Origin of the sequence: Pseudomonas sp. GR 6-02, assembly GCF_001655615.1 — a bacterium.
GTDB lineage: Bacteria > Pseudomonadota > Gammaproteobacteria > Pseudomonadales > Pseudomonadaceae > Aquipseudomonas.
In genome coordinates, this window is sequence record NZ_CP011567.1 from 3,126,332 (window position 1) to 3,144,055 (window position 17,724).

Sequence of the window (17,724 nt, forward strand, 5' to 3'; positions counted from 1 at the left end):
ACCATGTTCAGAATCCTGTTTCGTCTGTACCTGGTGACCATCGTTTCGTTCAGCGCGGCGATCTACCTGGTGCCGGACCTGGTGATCAAGGTCTTCCATGAGCGTTTTGTGACCTACAACCTCGATTACTCCCGAGGTTTGCAAACGCTGATCGTCAAACAGTTTCGTACGGTGCCTGTCGAGCAGTGGCCGGCGCTGGCGGCGGAGATGGACAAGGAGTTCCAGCCGCTGCACATCATTTTGGCCCGCAATGACGATGCCGAATTTACCCTGGATGAGCGCGAACGCTTGCAGCGCGGGGAGAACGTGGTACGCATCGGCGACTGGGGCTGGCGCACCCTGGCGGTGACACCATTGAACGAGCAGATGGTGGTGGAGATGGTCGTGCCACCGGACCCCACGGATGTCAGTTGGTTGTACTGGAGCATCAACGTGCTGATCGGTGCGACGATGCTGGCCTGCCTGTTGTTGTGGCTGCGCCCGCACTGGCGCGACCTGGAACGTCTCAAAAGCACCGCCGAACGCTTCGGCAAGGGCCATTTGAGCGAGCGCACGCAGATTTCCCCCAGCTCCAACATCGGCAGCCTGGCCAACGTGTTCGACACCATGGCCGGCGACATCGAAAACCTGCTCAACCAGCAGCGCGACTTGCTCAACGCCGTGTCCCACGAATTGCGCACGCCGTTGACGCGGCTGGATTTCGGCCTGGCCCTGGCGCTGTCCGACGACTTGCCGGCCACCAGCCGGGAACGCCTGCAAGGCCTGGTCGCGCACATTCGCGAACTGGATGAGCTGGTGCTGGAGCTGCTGTCCTACAGCCGATTGCAAAACCCGGCTCGGCTGCCGGATCAGGTCGAGGTGTCGCTGGATGAATTCATCGACAGTATTTTGGGCAGCGTCGATGAAGAGCTTGAGTCACCGGAAATCGTCATTGATGTGCTGCTGCACGGTCAGCTCGAACGCTTCTCGCTGGATCCGAGATTGACCGCCCGGGCGATCCAGAACCTGCTGCGCAACGCCATGCGCTATTGCGAGAAACGGATTCAGATTGGTGTGCAGGTGTGCGCCAAAGGCTGTGAGATCTGGGTGGATGACGATGGCATTGGCATTCCCGATGAAGAGCGGGAGCGGATCTTTGAGCCGTTCTATCGGCTGGATCGCAGTCGGGATCGCGCCACAGGCGGGTTTGGCCTGGGGCTGGCAATCAGCCGCCGAGCACTGGAAGCGCAGGGCGGCACGCTGACCGCGCAGGCATCACCATTGGGCGGCGCACGGTTCCGTTTGTGGCTGCCCACCTCGGCCTGACGCATTCGTTGTAGCAGCTGCCGAGCCTGCGAGGCTGCGTTCGAGTGCGCAGCACTCGTAGAACCAGCCTAATTGGTACGGCAGAAAGACTGCCGAAGCTCCAGCTGACAGACGGTAGCGATAATCAGTCCCTACCTGTCAGATATGACAGTAGCCAAGCCTCCGGCCTTAGCGCTCTCATATAAATGAAGCCTCTCTGCACCTGGAGCGGTGTCACTGACAGGAAGCGCTGCGATGACCGACATTCACCTGCTGACCCTTTACGCCCCACGAATTCCAGGCTGGAAAGATACCGTACCTGCCCCGATCAATGCTCATGGAGGGATTCCGCTGGCGCTGACCTACCTTTACCCTGAAGGGGTGAAAGTCTTTGTTGACGGCTATCTGGAGCAGGAAGTCGGTGACAACATCGACCTCTATCTCAACGGCGTTGTAGTGTCGGTCGCTATCGTCGAGTCACTGACCGACAAACGCTTCATTCTGTATTTGCCGGTAAAAGCGCTGTTCGACGGGCTCAATGAAATCTACTACAGCATCCGGCGCGGCTCGGAAAACATTGACTCGTCGACGACGTTGCGAGCCTGGTTTCACAAGCGACGGCCAGGTCTTAAAGATCTCGAAGGTAATCACGAGTCGCACTCTGAACTGGGGATCAATGTATTGCCGCCACAGGTGGTGGACGACGGTGTATACCCTGAGCAAGCCCGGCAAGGTGTGATCTGCACGGCCTTCTATCCCCTGACCCGAGCGTTCGACAAGATCCGCGTAAGATGCGGCGGCGAGTCGATTGAGCATGAGGTTTCAGAGGATGAGGCGAAGTCCGGCGAGCCCGTGGAGATCTTGATCGACGAAGCAGTGTTCAAAAAGATCGGTGACACACCCAAGTGTGTCGTGACCTATACCGTATGGGACTGGATCGGTAACAGCGTGGATCTGGATGCCCTGTGGTCGGCGGCCATCGAACTGTTCGTCAGCCTGAACGGCACTTGGTACGAGCCACCGCTGGTCAGCGAAGACCCGAACGACGCCTCGGACGATCCGGATAGCATCGATTTGGGCAAGCTCGCAGGCCAACCAGCGATTGCTCAAGTCCACGCGCAACGTTCATGGCTCAGGGGCGACATCATTGAGCTGACCTGCACGTTCACCTCGGCGACGGACTCGTCCGAGGTGCTGGTTCTCAAGGAAACCGTGGATCGCGCACCGTTCATTTACAAACTACCGGTGCCCCACGCACAGTTCGTCAGGGCAGTGGGCGGTTCGGCCAGATTCAAATACAAGTTGCTGCGCGGTGGCAAGGAAGTAGGGCGATCCTTCACGACCACGGTTGACGTGATTGGGGAGGCGCTGATCGAGCTGCCGCTGGTGACAGTGGTCGGCGTGCCGGGGTTGGTAGTTGATCCGTTGGCCTACCCGGAAGGCTTGATCGCTAGAATCGAGTTTGCGAAGGCACAAACGGGCGACACAGGCCTTCAACTTGTCCGTCCCGTCACGGCAGAGGGTTTTCCGATGTTTCCCGCCAAGGCGTTCAATGCCAATAAGCGGGTTAATAACACCCTGACGATTCAGGATCTGGTTGCTCGGCACGGCACAGTGATCCGATTGCCGTGGGAGCTGACGCGAAACGGCGTCAAGACTCGCTCGAAGCCGACATTGTTGACGGTGCAGAAAATTGTCGACGGGGATCCGAGACTGCCAACGCCGAAGGTGCCTCAAGCGCCGGATGACAAGGTGTTGGATTTCAGCAAGTTTGAAGGCGATGCCGAGGTGAAGGTGCTGCCTTGGTTGGGGATTCGGGAAGGACAAGAAGTTGAACTCAAGTGCGTCGGGATCGATAGCGGAGGCGGCGAGTATGTGATTCCGCTACTTAAAGCATTTAAAGTAACAACGAATGAAGTGAGTTCCGGACTGAGTGTGCCGTTGCGGAGAAAAGAACTGGCAGGTCTGAAACATGACAGTAAGGCAAATGTGAGCTTGAGTGTTTTGCTCGGCCAGAACACTGATCAGGTCAGGTCAGTTTTGTTTCCGATACGTGAGTTGACTGTGCAGCGTACGCTCACTGAAAATTTTGATAACCAATTGACACAGATTATAGTTTCAGGTCAGACGATCGAAACCTCGGTTATGAGAATAGGATTTGTATCAGGGGGCGGGATGACGGGGATCGCACCGACTACAGACGGTTTTATTACCATTCCGGAGAAAACAGAACTTCAAGTTTTACATATAGGTTACAAAGACTCGGGAGCACAACGCATTGCGTTAAACTTGAAAAAACCATGCAACGAAGTTTCGTTCTGGTACGGGGCGACGAATGTCGCCACGAATGTCGCATATTTTTATGGGGTGAACGGCTTGTTAGGGCAGCAATTTTTGCTTTTGAACTTGAATTCTGCAAATAAAATTGTTTTTTCTGAGACCGGTATTGTGCGGATTGAGATCCAAAACCCAGAAGGAGATTGGTTAATATTGGATAATTTTTCATTCTCTTTCTGAGATAACTACTTCTGGCGTATATCCCCATCGCGCAGCAGCGTCGCCGCATGAGCACTCTGCTGCACGTCTGCACCACTGGCGCGGGTGATATCGAGGTGGTCAGTCTTTCCATCATCAGTGTGACTGCGAGAAACCGGCGGTTCATTTGTAGGTTTTCCGAACCTGAGCGGCGGCCCTGACCTGTAGCAGCTGCCGAGCTTGCGAGGCTGCGTTCGAGTGCGCAGCACTCGTAAAACCAGGTAACCGGTTCTTTTCGGGAAAACCGCATCCGCCGGGCTTGCGAGGACTGCGTCCTCGAACGCAGCCTCGCAAGCTCGGCAGCTGCTACGAACCAGGCGGGGAAACGTTCAACAGTTCAGTCGAGCAATTCGGCTGACTCAATCAACCCGACCCCCGCCACCTGCATCCGCTCAATCGCCGCCGCCAGCGACCCTTCCAGATCAATCGCGCGGCAAGCATCCATCACCACAAACGCATTGAACCCCGCCGCCCGCGCATCCAGCGCAGAAAACATCACGCAGAAATCCAGTGCCAGCCCAACCATGTAAACCGTGTCGATGCCGCGTTCTTTCAGGTACCCGGCCAAACCGGTGGTCGTGGTTCGATCCGCCTCCAGAAACGCCGAATAACTGTCGATGTCCGGGTTGCAGCCCTTGCGGATGATCAATTGGGCGTGGGGCAGGTCCAGCTCCGGGTGGAACTCGGCGCCGGGCGTGGCGCGAACACAATGCTGCGGCCACAGGGTCTGTTCACCGTAAGGCAACTGAATCACGTCGTAAGGCTTGTGCCCAGGGTGGCTGGAAGCGAACGAGGCGTGGCCGGGCGGGTGCCAGTCCTGGGCAATGATGACCTGTTTGAACTGGCGACCCAGACGATTAATCAGGGGCACAATCAGGTCACCCTCCGGCACCGGCAATTGACCGCCGGGAATGAAGTCGTTTTGTACGTCGATGACCAGTAAGGCAGCGCGTGAAGAAATCGGCATGGGTAGGGTTCCTCCTTGGAAAGTCAGGCGCAAGCATAGTGACAACTTTGTTCTTGCGCCAAGACGATTTCATGAGGCAGTGAATAGATCGGTGGTGTGGCCTTCGCGGGCAAGCCTCGCTCCTACAGGGGCACTCGTATCGTTGTAGGAGCGAGGCTTGCCCGCGAAGAGGCCCGTCCAGACGCTGAAAATCCAGAAGCCAGTCCCGTATTTGGCCGAACCGCTGCCTTACTGCCGACACAGATGCCTTGTTATAGTTCGGGCTTCATTTTCTGTCCGGTAAAGGATCACTGCCATGTCTCAATACACCGCCTTCAGCGTCGAACTGGCCGATAACATCGCCCATGTGCAGATCAACCGTCCGGACAAGATCAACTCGATGAACGCCGCGTTCTGGAGCGAGATCATCGAGATTTTCCAGTGGATCGACGATACCGATGAAGTCCGGGTGGTGGTGCTCAGTGGCGCCGGCAAGCATTTTTCTTCCGGTATCGACCTGATGATGCTCGCCGGTGTGGCCAATGAACTGGGCAAGGACGTCGGCCGCAATGCGCGCCTGCTGCGGCGCAAGATCCTGGCATTGCAAGCGTCGTTCAACGCCGTCGACAACTGCCGCAAACCGGTGCTGGCGGCGGTGCAGGGTTATTGCCTGGGCGGCGCCATCGATCTGATTTCGGCCTGCGACATGCGTTACGCGGCTGAGGACGCGCAATTTTCCATCAAGGAAATCGATATCGGCATGGCGGCCGATGTTGGCACTTTGCAACGCTTGCCGCGGATCATCGGTGACGGCATGCTGCGTGAACTGGCTTACACTGGTCGCACCTTTGGCGCCGAAGAAGCGCGTAACATTGGCCTGGTCAATCGCGTCTACAGCGACACCGCCAGCCTGCTTGAAGGCGTGATGGGGATTGCCCGCGAAATCGCCGGCAAGTCGCCGATTGCCATCACCGGTACCAAAGAGATGATCAGCTACATGCGCGACCATCGCATCGACGACGGCCTTGAATACGTCGCCACGTGGAACGCCGCCATGCTGCAGTCCACCGATCTGCGCGTGGCCATGGCCGCCCATATGAGCAAACAGAAACCCGAATTTCTGGATTGATTAACCATGACTTCACGCTGGACCACTGCAGTACTGGACACCGATCAACCCGGCGGCTGGGCCGTGGCGCGCAGCCCCGAAGGCTTTTTGTTCGATGACAATGGCGCCCTGTTTCCACGGGAATGGCTCAAGCGTCAGGACTTGTCGGTTCTTGCCGAGCACGGCATCGGTCACCTGGATGGCGAACCGGTGTACCTGCTGGAATTGCGCAGTCACAGCGACGTGCCGGGTTGTAACTGGAAAGGCCTGCGGGCGTTCATGCTCGAGGGCGATCACACCGTCTACAAGGTTCTGGGCTATGCCGCGCAAATCGGTACCTGGGCCCGTGAGCACCGTTTTTGCGGCAACTGCGGGCAGGCGATGATCCAGGTGCCGCGCGAGCGGGCAATGTACTGCGAGCCATGCGATTTACGCAGCTACCCGCGTATTTCGCCAAGCATGATTGTGCTGGTGACCCGTGGCGACGAGGTTCTGCTGGCCCGTTCGCCGCGTTTTGTCACCGGGGTCTACAGCACGTTGGCGGGGTTTGCCGAGCCGGGTGAGTCGGCCGAAGATTGCCTGATTCGCGAGGTTCGCGAAGAGGTGCAGATCGAGGTCAAGAACATCCAGTACATGGGCAGTCAGTGCTGGCCGTTCCCGCATTCGATGATGCTCGGTTTTCATGCCGAGTACGCCGGTGGCGAGATTGTCTGTCAGGAAGACGAGATCGAAGACGCCCAGTGGTTCAACGTGCACGAGCTGCCGCCGTTGCCGGCGTCACGCTCGATTGCCCGCTACCTGATCGACGTCTACGTGGCGCGGCGCTTAGGCCACGCTGAACCAGTGCTGCCAGGCTAGGCGCACGGTCAGGCCGAGCACCACCGTAATGAACACCGGACGAATGAATTTCGCACCGCCGCTGATGGCGGTGCGCGCGCCGAAGAAGGCGCCGACCATCACCGACAGGCCCATGCTCAGGCCGATAATCCAGTCCACTTGCCCGGAAAAGATGAACACCGACAGCGCTGCAATGTTGCTGACGAAGTTCATGCTGCGCGCCACGCCGCTGGCCTTGACCAGGTCGATGGGGTAGAGCAGCAGGCTGCTGACGGTCCAGAACGCCCCCGTTCCCGGGCCGGCCACGCCGTCATAGAAACCGAGGCTGAAGCCTTGGCTCGATTGCCACTTTTTCTTGATCGGTGCATCGCTGTCCAGCGGCGCTTTCGGTGTGCCGCCGAACAACAGGTACAGGCCGCAGGCGAACACAATTACCGGCAGCATTTTGTTCAGCCATTCCGCCGGCAAATAATGAGCGACGATGGCGCCGCTGAGCGCACCAACCAACGTGCCGACGATGGCATGCATCCATTGCCGTGGATGAAACAGCTTGCGCCGGTAGAAGGTGAAGCTGGCAGTGGCCGAGCCAAAGGTCGAACTGAGTTTGTTGGTGCCCAGTACCAGATGCGGCGGCAGGCCGGCGGTCAGCAGTGCCGGGGTGGTCAACAGACCGCCACCGCCAGCGATGGCGTCAATGAAACCGGCAATGAAAGCGACGAGAGCCAGAACGGCCAGGGTAGTGAGGTCAACGCTGAGTTCGAAAGGCATGGAATGGGGCTTATTCGGCAGGGCGCAGAAGAGGGCTGCGGGAAAAGGCCGGTATCTTACCCATAAAGTTATCCGGGTACAGCCGATCGTTCCCACGCGGGCGCGTGGGAACGATCGGTCAGGGGGATTGTGTCTACAGGCCTAGATCGGAGAGACCTGGATGATCATCCGGCCGGCGACCCAGTGGCCAGTGGAATTTGCGCTCGCTTTCCTTGAGCGGCAGGTCGTTGATGCAGGCGTAGCGGTTGAACATCAGGCCGTTCTCGTCGAACTCCCAGTTTTCGTTGCCGTAGGAACGGAACCAGTTACCCGAATCGTCGTGCCATTCGTAGGCGTAACGCACGGCGATGCGGTTGTCACCGTGGGCCCAGAGTTCCTTGATCAGTCGGTAGTCCAGTTCCTTGGCCCATTTGCGGGTCAGGAAAGCTTTGGCTTCTTCGCGGTTGTGGGCGAACTCGGCGCGGTTACGCCATTGGGTGTCCAGGGTGTAGGCAAGAGACACCCGTTCCGGGTCACGGGAGTTCCAGCCATCTTCGGCCAGGCGAACTTTTTCGATGGCCGATTCACGGGTAAACGGCGGCAATGGCGGACGAACTTCGGCAGTAGACATATTAAGTCTCCCTATCAAATTAACGTTCAAGCAAGTTGTCGGGCTTATTTAAAGTGTTACAGGTCCAATAACTTTCGCGCCATGCATTGCGCATTATCGGCGGCACTGTGATCACCCATCACAAGCGCTACGGTAATGGCGCCGTCGATCAGGATCAGCAGCTGTCTGGCCAGCGTCTCCGGGTCTGTTGCGCCATGTTCGGTACAGAGCTCGCGCACGTAGTCGAGCAGCTTCTGTTTGTGGTCTTTGGCGACCAGGCGAACCGGGTCTTGCGGGTCGCCGGTTTCGCCGCTGGTATTGATGAATGCGCAGCCGCGGAAGCCTTCGGAGACGAACCAGGCCTTGAGCACGGTAAACAGGTTGAGCAGCCGCTCGGCCGGGGTTTGGGCCGTGCCGACTTCGCTCCGGTACCAGTGCATCCAGCGCTCATCGCGGCGTTGCAGGGCCGCGACGACAAGCTCCTCCTTGTTGGCGAAGTAGCGGTAAATACTTTTTCTGGAGACGCCGGCGGTTTTCACCAGAAGATCCATGCCGGTGGCAGCGATGCCACTTTTGTAGATCAACTTTTCGGTGACATCCAGAATGATGTCGCGTGTGTCGTTGCTAATGATTTCGTTCATGTGGCTAACAGTAGAATGATCGTTCTTCATGGTCAAGTAGTTATTTGTAGTGCCTATGAAATTGCCTTCGCGGGCAAGCCTCGCTCCTACAGGATTTGTGTTCCAAACGACGAAAAACCGTAGGAGCGAGGCTTGCCCGCGAAGAGGTCTTTACAGACAGTAACAAGACCCAAACCCATCCATGGTGTAAGCTCTCAGGCTCTTCGGATTCGACCCTTTGCGAGCCCTATGCCGTTGCTTTTCAAACGTTCTCTGCTGCCTAAATTGCGCAGTTTTCCGCTGACCGCCGATGCCGTCACCATCCTCTCTGGCGCTGCCGAGTTCCGTCGTTGCCTGCTGGAAAAAATCGCTCAGGCGACCCGGCGCATCTACATCGTTGCGCTGTACCTGCAACAGGATGAGGCCGGCCAGGAAATCCTCGATGCGCTGCACGCGGCCAAACTGGCACGTCCGGAACTGGACGTGGTGGTGGTCGTGGACTGGCTGCGCGCCCAGCGCGGCTTGATCGGTGCCGGCAAGCAACCGGGCAACTCAGCCTGGTATCAGGAAACCACCCGTACCCACGAAAGCGAAGTGCCGGTGTACGGCGTGCCGGTGCAGACCCGCGAACTGTTCGGCGTACTGCATTTGAAAGGCTTCGTGATCGACGATTGCGTGATCTACAGCGGCGCGAGCCTGAACAACGTTTACCTGCACAAATTCGACAAGTACCGCTTCGACCGTTATCACCTGCTGCAGAATCAGGCGCTCGCCGATTCGATGCATCACTTGATCCAGCACGGTTTGATCACCTCCAAAGCGGTGCATCGCCTAGACCTGCCGAACCTGCCGACCACCCGCAGTCTGCGTCACGACATCGGCGACCTGCGCAGCCGTCTCAAGCACGCGGCGTACGACACCACGGCGGGCAGCACGGCAAAGGGCGGTTTATCGGTCAGTCCGTTGCTCGGTGTGGGCAAGAACAACCCGTTGAGTCGAGTCATCTGCGAGCTGATCGCCAGTGCGCAGCATCAGCTGACCATCTGCACGCCGTACTTCAACCTGCCGCTGGCGGTGACCCGGGAAATCAATCGGGCCCTGGCTCGCGGCGTGAAGATCGACATCATCGTCGGCGACAAGACCGCCAACGACTTCTACATCCCGCCCAGCGAGCCGTTCAAGGTGATCGCGGCGCTGCCATACCTCTACGAAATCAGCCTGCGACGTTTCGCCAAGCGTCATCAGCGCAACATCGACAGCGGCAAGCTGAACCTGCATCTGTGGAAGGATGGTGACAACACCTATCATCTCAAGGGCATGTGGATCGATCAGCGCTACACCTTGCTGACCGGCAACAACCTCAATCCACGGGCGTTCCGTCTCGACCTGGAAAATGCGTTGCTGATTGATGATCCGAAAGGCGAGTTGCTGGAGCCGCGTGGCAAGGAACTGGCGGAAATTTTCCAGCACACCCGCCGTATTGAGCGTTACCTGGATCTGCAAACGCTGCCGGATTACCCGGCGGGGGTGGCCAAGTTTCTCAAGCGTGTGAGTCGCGTCAGGATTGAGCGGTTGTTGTATCGGATTTTGTAGGGCTCAAAAGCAAAGATTGCAGCCTTCGGCAGCTCCGCGCCTGTGGGCGCCGCCGAAGGCTGCGATCTTTTCACAGACAACGCCGATATTCAGTTCAACCCCAACTTCCCCCGCAACATCGACAAGTCCTCAGCCAAGGTATTCACCGGCCCGACCAGCGCTTTGCGGTCGCTGTCCTTCACCTTGTCATACGTTTCAAAACCACCCCCTGTAGTTTTGTACTTGGCTAACGTCTTGTTCACCGTAGCGAAGTTCTTGTCGACTTTGGCCATGAATGCCGCGTCTTGCTTCTCGATCTGCGGACGGAACAGGTCGACGATTTTCTTCGCGCCGTCGATGTTGCCCTGGAAATCATACAGGTCGGTGTGGCTGTAGCGATCTTCCTCGCCGGATATCTTGGTGGCGGCCACTTCTTCAAGCAGCGCAGCGGCGCCGCCGACGACTTTTTCCGGTGGGAAGGTCAGGCCGGCGACGCGGGTTTGCAGGTCTTTCACGTCTTTGTTCAAGCCGTCAGCCAGCTTCTCCAGACCCTGGGTGCTGTTCTCTGAAAACAATGAATATTCGATGCGATGGAAACCGGTGAAGTCTTCGGCCTTCACGCCTTTTTCGTGGTCGTCGACCCGGGAGTCGATGGACGCATCGAGGTCACTGAACAGCTCGGCAATCGGTTCGATCGACTCGTAATAGACGCGGGTCGGTGCGTAGAGCTTTTTCGCGGTGGCCAGGTCGCCTTTTTTCACTGCATCGGTGAATTGCTGAGTGTGGCTGGCGAGTTCATCCAGTTGTTCGGTGACGTAGATCTTGTAGTCAGAGATCGGCCCCACCAACTCCAGTGGCGCCGTCGCCGCGAAAGCCGAAAACGGGGTGTTGAGCAAACCAAGGGTCAGCAGTAACGCGAGGGGCGACTTTTTCATGGGACGGTTCCGTGGAGTGGTAAGGGTCAGACTGAGGCTTTGGGTTGTGTAGCGTTGAGCAGCGAGCGGCCGATGAAGTCCTTGTCGCCGGTCACACCCGGCAGGGTGAAGAAGTACCCGCCGCCAACCGGTTTCAGGTATTCCTCCAACGGCTCGCCATTGAGTCGGGTCTGCACGGTGATGAAGCCTTTTTGCAAATCCGCCTGGTAACAGATGAACAGCAAACCCATGTCCAGCTGACCGTTCTTGTTCACGCCGTTGGAGTAGTTGAACGGTCGGCGCAGGATCAGGTTGGCCTGGGTTGCGGCGGTGCGCGGGTTGGCCAGGCGGATGTGGGCGTCGAGTTTGGTCAGCTTGCCTTTCGGGTCTTTGGCGTAATCCGGGACTTGGGTTTCATGCGCACCATCCATCGGTGCACCGGTGCTCTTGACCCGGCCGATAATGCTTTGCTGTTCTTGCAGCGGCGTGCGGTCCCAGCGCTCGACGAAGTTGCGGATGATCCGCACCGCCTGGTAGCTGCCGTTGACCGCCCAGGCCGGTTCGTCGCTGCCGGGCTGGACCCAGACGATGCTGTCCATGGCCTTGGCGTCGTTGGAGTCGGGGTTGGCCGAGCCGTCGCGAAAACCCAGAAAGTTGCGTGCGCTTTGCGCCGGCACACCGGGTTTCGTCGGGGCTTGCGGAGGCACGCTGCCTTCCTGTTTCCAGCGCACCAGCAACAGGTCCGGCAGGTTTTTCACGATGTCGCGCAGGGCGTGGATGTTGGTGTCGGCGGTGTTGGAGCAGAACTGCAGGCTAAGGTCGCCGTGGCAGCAGTCGGCCTCCAGTGCGTCGTTGGGGAAACCGACCATGCGGATCAGCCGCTTGGGCTTGGCGCCGGCCAGACCGAAGCGCTCGTCGAACAGCGACTCGCCCACCGATACGGTGATGGTCAGGTTGTCCGGTGTAACCACCGGGCCAAGAATCCCCGAGTCCAGCGGCGGCAGTTTGGGGTCGACCTGCGCCACCGGACCGCCCTGCATCAGGAACGCGATACGCTCGTTGAGCGTGCGAAACAGCCGCTCCAGATCTGCGCGGTCGCTGGCCAATACGTCGAACGACACCAGCATGCCGGATGTTGGGCGCGGGGTGACGATGCCGGTCTGGTGCTGGCCGTGGAAGGCGTGGCGGTCCTCGGTCTTGTCGCTGCTCGGTGCTTCGGTGACTTGCGCCGGGGTCGCGGCCATGACCGGGCAACTCAGGGCCGAACCGGCTATCGCCACACCGGCGGCTCCCATACCCATCAATACACGACGGCGTTGTGCTGAAAACTGTTCTGAGTCGTTCATCTGTCTGAGGTCTTCTGCTTACAGGCCGGAAAGGCCAAGGGCGGGATCGATTCCATCGAGTGCATCGGCCAGAACCTTGGCCTTGTCGGCGATACGTTTGCGCTGTTCGGCGCTGACAGTGTCGTAGCTGGCGTAGCCATCCTTGACCTTGAAACCGTTGAGTTCGGCGTCGAAGGCCGTGACCGCGCTGTCGATTTTCGCCAGTAGTTCAGCGGCAGGTTTGCTCAGCAACGGCCGCAACAGGTCGACGACTTTGCGGGTCGCGTCGAGGTTGGCGGCGAAACCGTTCAGGTCGGAGTGGCTGTAGCGTTCTTCTTCGCCGCTGCTGGCGCGTACCTCGGCGAGGCTGTTGAGGTTGCGCACCAGCATGCTCACCAGTTGTTCCGGTGGTAGCGACTGGGCCAGCAGTTGCTGTTTGAGATTGGCGACATCGATGCTCAGGCGTTGTGCAACAGGCGTCAGACCGTCGAGGTTGCGTTGTTGGAACAGCGCGTATTCGAGGCGGTGGAAGCCGACGAAGCCCGGATCCTGCTCGCGCTTATCGAAGTAATCGGCGCGGGCGTTGATCGCGTTGTCCAGCTCCGCCAGGCGCTGGGCTGCTGGAGCCAACCGTTGATAGGCCGCACGAGCCGGCACATACAAGGCTTGTGCCTGGCTCAGGTCGCCGGCCTCGATCGCTTGCTCAAGCGCGGCGACGGCTTTGATCAATGCGGTGCTCTGGCTGCTCAGGTACACGCGAAATTCCGACAGCGGGCCAATGAACGCCACCATCGACGGACGCGCCTTGGCCGCCGCATCGGATGCGGCGGTCGGACTGACATGCAAGGTGCCGCGCGGGTTGCTCAGCAAGCCGCAGGTGATGGCGTAGTCGCCGGGCAACAGGTTGGCGTTGATCACCTGGCTCAGGCCAGGGGCGATGTTCTCGCGCTCTTCGACCACCAGCACGCCGTCAAGAATTTCCCATTCGACGGCACGGTCCGAGCGGTTGACGATACGGAAACTGGTGCGACCGGCCGGAACCGTCAGCGCATTCGGTTCGCAGCTGTGCGGGTGAAGGGTAACCAGCACTTGGTCGTGGTTGCTCTGGCGCTTGGCGGCGGCCATTTTCGAGGCGTAGTAGAACAGGCCGCCGGCGGCGATCATCACGATCACCGAGCCGGCTACCGCCCAGCGCAAGGCGCGCGGAGGTGAAGCCACTGGAGGAACTGGCGTTGACATGAAGGCCCTTACTGGCTGGAAACGGAGGAGGGTGTTTGCGCAGACGTGGCTACGGGAGCCGGGAGAAAAAACATCACCAGCGCCACCAACAGATAAGTCAGATATGCCCCGAGGGTGCTGACCGTCGGTGCGTCCTGGTAACCGAACATCCCGGCCAGCACCGAGCCCAGCGGGCCGTCCATCGGCAGCGTGGCGCTGAAGTCGAAGAGCACGGTTTGCAGGTGATTCCACACGCCGGCTTCATGCAGGGCTTGCACCGAGTTGGAGAGAATCCCGGCGGCTACCACCAGAATGAACAGACCGGTCCAGCGCAAGAACGCCGAGAGATTCAGGCGCAGGCTGCCGGTGTAGATCAGGAAGCCGACGATGATCGCCAGGGCCAGGCCGAGCAGGGCGCCGAGCGGTGCGGCCGGGCCTTCGCTTTGCTGGAACACGGCGAGCAGGAAGAACACTGTTTCCAGGCCTTCCCGGGCGACGGCGAAAAACACCATGGCGATCAGCGCGGTCACTTGATGCCTGGAGCCGGTCAGCGCCTGATCGAGGGAAACGTGCAGCGAATGCTTGATCGAACGCGCCATCTTGCGCATCCAGAACACCATGGAGCTGAGAATGCCGACGGCCAGCAAACCGACCACACCTTCAAACAGCTCTTGCTGCTTTTGCGGGAATTCAGCACTGATCAGTTCCAGGCCACCGCCGACCAGCAGGGCCAGCGCGGCGGCGAGGAATACGCCGACCCACACTGCCGGCATCCATTGGCCGCGACCGGTCTGCTTGAGGTAACTGGCGATAATGCCAACGATCAACGCGGCTTCGATGCCTTCGCGCAGCATGATCAGAAAAGGAACGAGCATTCAGCACCGGGGAGTAATTAGATAGGGTGCTAATTTGTAACATGATGAAACTCATTCTCATATGGTAGTTATTGCTAATTGCCTGAACCTAAGCTGAACAACCCTGAAGATCCCACCATCCCGTAGGAGCGAGGCTTGCCCGCGAATCAGGCAACTCGGTCTGTCGGTGAAACCGCGTCATCGTTCTTCGCGGGCAAGCCTCGCTCCTACGGAATCGGTTTGGTGTGCGCTAATATGCCCACCACTCCAATAACAAGGCTCACCCCGGTCAATGTCGGAAAAAGACACCATCGCCATTCAACTGGTGCGTGAAGCACTGTTGCAAAGTTGCGCCCCGGGCGCTGCCACCGCAGAGGTGTTGAACAAGGTCGGCATCGATCCAGCGCTGTTGGACAGCACCGACGCGCGTGTCCCGGCCGCCGCCTATGCGCGCCTGTGGCGTTTGCTGGCCCGGCGTGGGGACGATGAGTTTTTTGGCATGGACCCACGCAAGCTCAAGTCCGGCAGCCTGGAGTTTCTCTGTCGCTGCTCCATGGTTCAGCCGAGCCTGGCCGTCGGGCTGACCTCGGGCCTGAGCTTTCTGTCGTTGATGCTCGAACGCCTGCCCGCACAACTGGTTCGCCAGCAAAGCCTGGCGGAAATCGTCCTGCTGGAGGAGGACGAAGAACCACGCCGCGCCTTCACCTATTTCACTTACTGGATGATCGTGCACGGCGTTGCCTGCTGGCTGGCGGGGCGGCGGATTCCGATCCTGGCCATCGAGTTGCGTTGCCCGGAGCCGGATTTTTGCGATGACTATAGGGTGATGTTTTCCGAGAACCTGCGATTCGACCGGCCGCGTACGCGGATGATTTTCTCCGCCGACTGCCTGGATTTGCCGATCAAGCGCAGCGCTGAAGAGCTCAAGCGCTTTCTGGCCCATGCGCCGGCGAACATTCTGGTCAAGTACCGCGACCCCGAGAGCCTGGCCAGCCGGATCAAGCACGATCTGCGGCAATTGCCCGCCGAGCGCTGGCCGGAAACCGAAGCGCTGGCGCAGCAACTGTGCATGTCGGCCTCAACGTTGCGCCGCCGCCTGGCCGAAGAAGGGCAGACGTATCAGGGGCTCAAGGACAGCGTGCGCAAGGAACTGGCCATCGTCTGGCTGGCCGAGCCGGCCATCAGCTTCGCTGAAATCGCCACCCGTTTGGGGTTTGCCGATGCCAGCTCGTTCTACAAGGCGTTTCGCAAATGGTCGGGGTCCAATCCTGGGCATTATCGGAGTTTGATTCTGAACGAGGCGGACTGATCCGGATCCTGGGGGGCTGACGCCATCGCGGGCACGCCCTCGAACCTTGGCCAAACCAGTCACACAACTTGATAGCTTTGACCATTGTCCCGCTCCGCGCGCAGAGCGAGTATTTCCCTGTTGATTACGGTTCCCCCAACCTAATAAAAATACAGAGGGATTCTGGCAATGCGCGATTACTTGTCTGCTACGTCACAGTTCAATTATCAGCACACCGTCGATGCCGCGCTCACAGGGTCGTTGACCGCGCTCAACGCCTGCGTCGAGTGTTGCGACCGGCATGCCTTGCCGGGGCGCATAGCGCTGTTCTGGGAAGGCCGCGACGGTAGCAGCGCGACCTACACCTTCAGCGACTTGCAGGATAAGGCCGCACGCTTTGCCAATTTCCTGCTGGCCCAGGGCGTGAAGAAGGGCGACAAGGTCGCAGGCCTGCTGCCCCGCAACTTCGAATTGCTGATCACCGTGTTCGCCACCTGGCGCATCGGTGCGGTTTATCAGCCGCTATTCACCGCCTTCGGCCCCAAAGCCATCGAACACCGTCTGAACAGTTCCGGCGCCAAAGTGGTGGTCACCGATGCGGTCAATCGGCCGAAACTGGCTGAAGTGGCCGACTGCCCGACCATCGTCACCGTCGGCGGCGCGAAAGGCCAAGGTATTGTTCGGGGTGATTTCAGTTTCTGGGCGGAACTGGCCAACTACTCCAGCGTCTGCGAACCGGTGTTGCTGACCGGCGAAGACCCGTTCCTGCTGATGTTCACCTCGGGCACCACCGGTCCGTCGAAAGCGCTGTCGGTGCCGCTCAAGGCCATCGTTGCGTTCCAGAGTTACACCCGTGACGCAGTGGATTTGCGCCCCGAAGACGCCTTCTGGAACGTCGCCGATCCGGGTTGGGCCTACGGCATTTATTTCGGTGTCACCGGGCCGATGGCGATGGGGCATCCGATCACCTTTTACGATGGCCCGTTCACCCTCGAAAGCACCTGCCGGGTGATCAACAAATACGGGATTACCAACCTCACTGGCTCACCGACCGCCTATCGCTTGCTGATTGCCGGTGGCGATGAATTCGCCCGTTCGATCAAGGGCAAGCTGCGCATCGTCAGCAGCGCCGGCGAGCCGCTGAATCCGGAAGTGATCCGCTGGTTCGCCGACAACCTCGGCGTGGTGATTCACGACCATTACGGCCAGACCGAACTGGGCATGGTGCTGTGCAATCACCATGGCCTGGAACATCCGATCCACATGGGCGCCGCCGGTTTTGCCTCGCCGGGCCACCGTATCGTGGTGCTGGATGAGGAATACAAAGAACTCGGCGTTGGCCAGCCAGGAATCCTGGCCATTGACCGTACCCAGTCGCCGATGTGCTGGTTCGGTGGTTACGAAGGCGTACCGACCAAAGCGTTCGTCGGCAATTATTACCTGAGCGGCGACACCGTCGAGTGGAACCCGGACGGCAGCATCAGCTTCGTCGGCCGCAGCGACGACGTGATTACCACCTCGGGTTACCGCGTCGGCCCGTTCGACGTGGAAAGCGCCCTGATCGAACACCCGGCGGTGGTCGAGGCGGCGGTGATCGGCAAGCCCGACCCGGAGCGCACCGAACTGGTGAAAGCCTTCGTCGTGCTCAGCCCGCAATACCGCGCCGAGCCTGCGCTGGCCGAAGAACTGCGGCAACACGTGCGCAAGCGTCTGGCGGCGCACTCGTACCCCCGTGAAATCGAATTTGTCAGCGAATTGCCGAAAACCCCAAGCGGCAAATTGCAGCGCTTTATCTTGCGCAACCAGGAAATCGCCAAGGCTCAAGAGGCCGCCGCGAAGAACGTTTCAGCTTGAATCCAAGGAAAC

At 59.2% G+C, this 17,724-nt stretch carries 15 protein-coding genes; 7 read left to right on the plus strand and 8 right to left on the minus strand.

Going from position 1 to position 17,724, the window contains the following annotated elements; genetic code table 11:
• Nucleotides 1-3 precede the first annotated feature (3 nt).
• Both PGR6_RS13890 and PGR6_RS13895 read left to right on the plus strand, forming a co-directional pair.
• The gene (locus PGR6_RS13890) at nt 4-1,305 is read left to right on the plus strand and encodes an ATP-binding protein (RefSeq protein ID WP_064617753.1); all 1,302 of its coding nucleotides are present in this window, start codon (nt 4-6) and stop codon (nt 1,303-1,305) included.
• A gap of 234 nt (nt 1,306-1,539) precedes the next feature.
• Nucleotides 1,540-3,801, plus strand: coding sequence for a hypothetical protein (locus tag PGR6_RS13895; RefSeq protein ID WP_064617755.1), 2,262 nt, complete (start codon nt 1,540-1,542; stop codon nt 3,799-3,801).
• Nucleotides 3,802-4,156: 355 nt separating this feature from the next.
• Here the strand turns inward: PGR6_RS13895 and pncA are convergent, their stop codons facing one another.
• The gene (pncA, locus tag PGR6_RS13900; protein ID WP_064617757.1) at nt 4,157-4,786 is read right to left on the minus strand and encodes a bifunctional nicotinamidase/pyrazinamidase; all 630 of its coding nucleotides are present in this window, start codon (nt 4,784-4,786) and stop codon (nt 4,157-4,159) included.
• A gap of 295 nt (nt 4,787-5,081) precedes the next feature.
• Between pncA and PGR6_RS13905 the strand changes: the two genes are divergently transcribed.
• Together PGR6_RS13905 and nudC are read left to right on the plus strand one after the other, a co-directional pair.
• Nucleotides 5,082-5,894, plus strand: coding sequence for a crotonase/enoyl-CoA hydratase family protein (locus tag PGR6_RS13905; protein WP_018929117.1), 813 nt, complete (start codon nt 5,082-5,084; stop codon nt 5,892-5,894).
• A gap of 6 nt (nt 5,895-5,900) precedes the next feature.
• Nucleotides 5,901-6,731 (plus strand): NAD(+) diphosphatase, encoded by an 831-nt coding sequence (gene nudC, locus PGR6_RS13910; RefSeq protein ID WP_018929118.1) that lies wholly within the window; start codon nt 5,901-5,903, stop codon nt 6,729-6,731.
• Here nudC and PGR6_RS13915 read toward each other — a convergent pair.
• The 3 genes from PGR6_RS13915 to PGR6_RS13925 form a co-directional block, all read right to left on the minus strand.
• Nucleotides 6,699-7,478 (minus strand): TSUP family transporter, encoded by a 780-nt coding sequence (locus PGR6_RS13915; RefSeq protein WP_019578834.1) that lies wholly within the window; start codon nt 7,476-7,478, stop codon nt 6,699-6,701. The genes nudC and PGR6_RS13915 overlap by 33 nt on opposite strands.
• A 133-nt stretch (nt 7,479-7,611) precedes the next feature.
• Entirely contained in the window at nt 7,612-8,088 is a 477-nt protein-coding gene (locus PGR6_RS13920; protein ID WP_064617759.1) for a nuclear transport factor 2 family protein, read from the minus strand.
• Nucleotides 8,089-8,144: 56 nt separating this feature from the next.
• Nucleotides 8,145-8,708 (minus strand): TetR/AcrR family transcriptional regulator, encoded by a 564-nt coding sequence (locus PGR6_RS13925; protein WP_064617761.1) that lies wholly within the window; start codon nt 8,706-8,708, stop codon nt 8,145-8,147.
• 228 nt (nt 8,709-8,936) lie between these two features.
• Here PGR6_RS13925 and pssA point away from each other — a divergent pair, with 228 nt between their 5' ends.
• Nucleotides 8,937-10,280: a CDP-diacylglycerol--serine O-phosphatidyltransferase gene (pssA, locus tag PGR6_RS13930; protein WP_019649652.1), complete on the plus strand. Its 1,344-nt coding sequence runs from the start codon at nt 8,937-8,939 to the stop codon at nt 10,278-10,280.
• 89 nt (nt 10,281-10,369) lie between these two features.
• Here the strand turns inward: pssA and efeO (PGR6_RS13935) are convergent, their stop codons facing one another.
• The 4 genes from efeO (PGR6_RS13935) to efeU are packed head-to-tail and all read right to left on the minus strand — an operon-like array spanning nt 10,370 to nt 14,591.
• On the minus strand, nt 10,370-11,194 hold the full coding sequence (efeO, locus tag PGR6_RS13935; protein ID WP_064617763.1) for an iron uptake system protein EfeO: 825 nt from the start codon (nt 11,192-11,194) through the stop codon (nt 10,370-10,372).
• A gap of 26 nt (nt 11,195-11,220) precedes the next feature.
• Nucleotides 11,221-12,519, minus strand: coding sequence for an iron uptake transporter deferrochelatase/peroxidase subunit (efeB, locus tag PGR6_RS13940; protein ID WP_064617765.1), 1,299 nt, complete (start codon nt 12,517-12,519; stop codon nt 11,221-11,223).
• 18 nt (nt 12,520-12,537) lie between these two features.
• Nucleotides 12,538-13,737 carry an iron uptake system protein EfeO gene (gene efeO / locus PGR6_RS13945; protein ID WP_064617768.1) on the minus strand — a complete coding sequence of 400 codons (1,200 nt, stop codon included), beginning with the start codon at nt 13,735-13,737 and terminating at the stop codon, nt 12,538-12,540.
• 8 nt (nt 13,738-13,745) lie between these two features.
• Nucleotides 13,746-14,591: an iron uptake transporter permease EfeU gene (gene efeU / locus PGR6_RS13950; protein ID WP_064617770.1), complete on the minus strand. Its 846-nt coding sequence runs from the start codon at nt 14,589-14,591 to the stop codon at nt 13,746-13,748.
• 271 nt (nt 14,592-14,862) lie between these two features.
• Here efeU and PGR6_RS13955 point away from each other — a divergent pair, with 271 nt between their 5' ends.
• Together PGR6_RS13955 and PGR6_RS13960 are read left to right on the plus strand one after the other, a co-directional pair.
• The gene (locus PGR6_RS13955; protein ID WP_064617772.1) at nt 14,863-15,879 is read left to right on the plus strand and encodes an AraC family transcriptional regulator; all 1,017 of its coding nucleotides are present in this window, start codon (nt 14,863-14,865) and stop codon (nt 15,877-15,879) included.
• Between the two features lie 168 nt (nt 15,880-16,047).
• The gene (locus tag PGR6_RS13960; RefSeq protein WP_064617774.1) at nt 16,048-17,712 is read left to right on the plus strand and encodes an AMP-binding protein; all 1,665 of its coding nucleotides are present in this window, start codon (nt 16,048-16,050) and stop codon (nt 17,710-17,712) included.
• Nucleotides 17,713-17,724: the final 12 nt, after the last annotated feature.

Bases quoted from the DNA above. Each gene is read 5' to 3' on its own strand.
- PGR6_RS13890 (WP_064617753.1), top strand. From the start codon at position 4: ATGTTCAGAATCCTGTTTCGTCTGTACCTGGTGACCATCGTTTCGTTC.
- PGR6_RS13895 (WP_064617755.1), top strand. From the start codon at position 1,540: ATGACCGACATTCACCTGCTGACCCTTTACGCCCCACGAATTCCAGGC.
- pncA (WP_064617757.1), bottom strand. From the start codon at position 4,786: ATGCCGATTTCTTCACGCGCTGCCTTACTGGTCATCGACGTACAAAAC.
- PGR6_RS13905 (WP_018929117.1), top strand. From the start codon at position 5,082: ATGTCTCAATACACCGCCTTCAGCGTCGAACTGGCCGATAACATCGCC.
- nudC (WP_018929118.1), top strand. From the start codon at position 5,901: ATGACTTCACGCTGGACCACTGCAGTACTGGACACCGATCAACCCGGC.
- PGR6_RS13915 (WP_019578834.1), bottom strand. From the start codon at position 7,478: ATGCCTTTCGAACTCAGCGTTGACCTCACTACCCTGGCCGTTCTGGCT.
- PGR6_RS13920 (WP_064617759.1), bottom strand. From the start codon at position 8,088: ATGTCTACTGCCGAAGTTCGTCCGCCATTGCCGCCGTTTACCCGTGAA.
- PGR6_RS13925 (WP_064617761.1), bottom strand. From the start codon at position 8,708: ATGAACGAAATCATTAGCAACGACACACGCGACATCATTCTGGATGTC.
- pssA (WP_019649652.1), top strand. From the start codon at position 8,937: ATGCCGTTGCTTTTCAAACGTTCTCTGCTGCCTAAATTGCGCAGTTTT.
- efeO (WP_064617763.1), bottom strand. From the start codon at position 11,194: ATGAAAAAGTCGCCCCTCGCGTTACTGCTGACCCTTGGTTTGCTCAAC.
- efeB (WP_064617765.1), bottom strand. From the start codon at position 12,519: ATGAACGACTCAGAACAGTTTTCAGCACAACGCCGTCGTGTATTGATG.
- efeO (WP_064617768.1), bottom strand. From the start codon at position 13,737: ATGTCAACGCCAGTTCCTCCAGTGGCTTCACCTCCGCGCGCCTTGCGC.
- efeU (WP_064617770.1), bottom strand. From the start codon at position 14,591: ATGCTCGTTCCTTTTCTGATCATGCTGCGCGAAGGCATCGAAGCCGCG.
- PGR6_RS13955 (WP_064617772.1), top strand. From the start codon at position 14,863: ATGTCGGAAAAAGACACCATCGCCATTCAACTGGTGCGTGAAGCACTG.
- PGR6_RS13960 (WP_064617774.1), top strand. From the start codon at position 16,048: ATGCGCGATTACTTGTCTGCTACGTCACAGTTCAATTATCAGCACACC.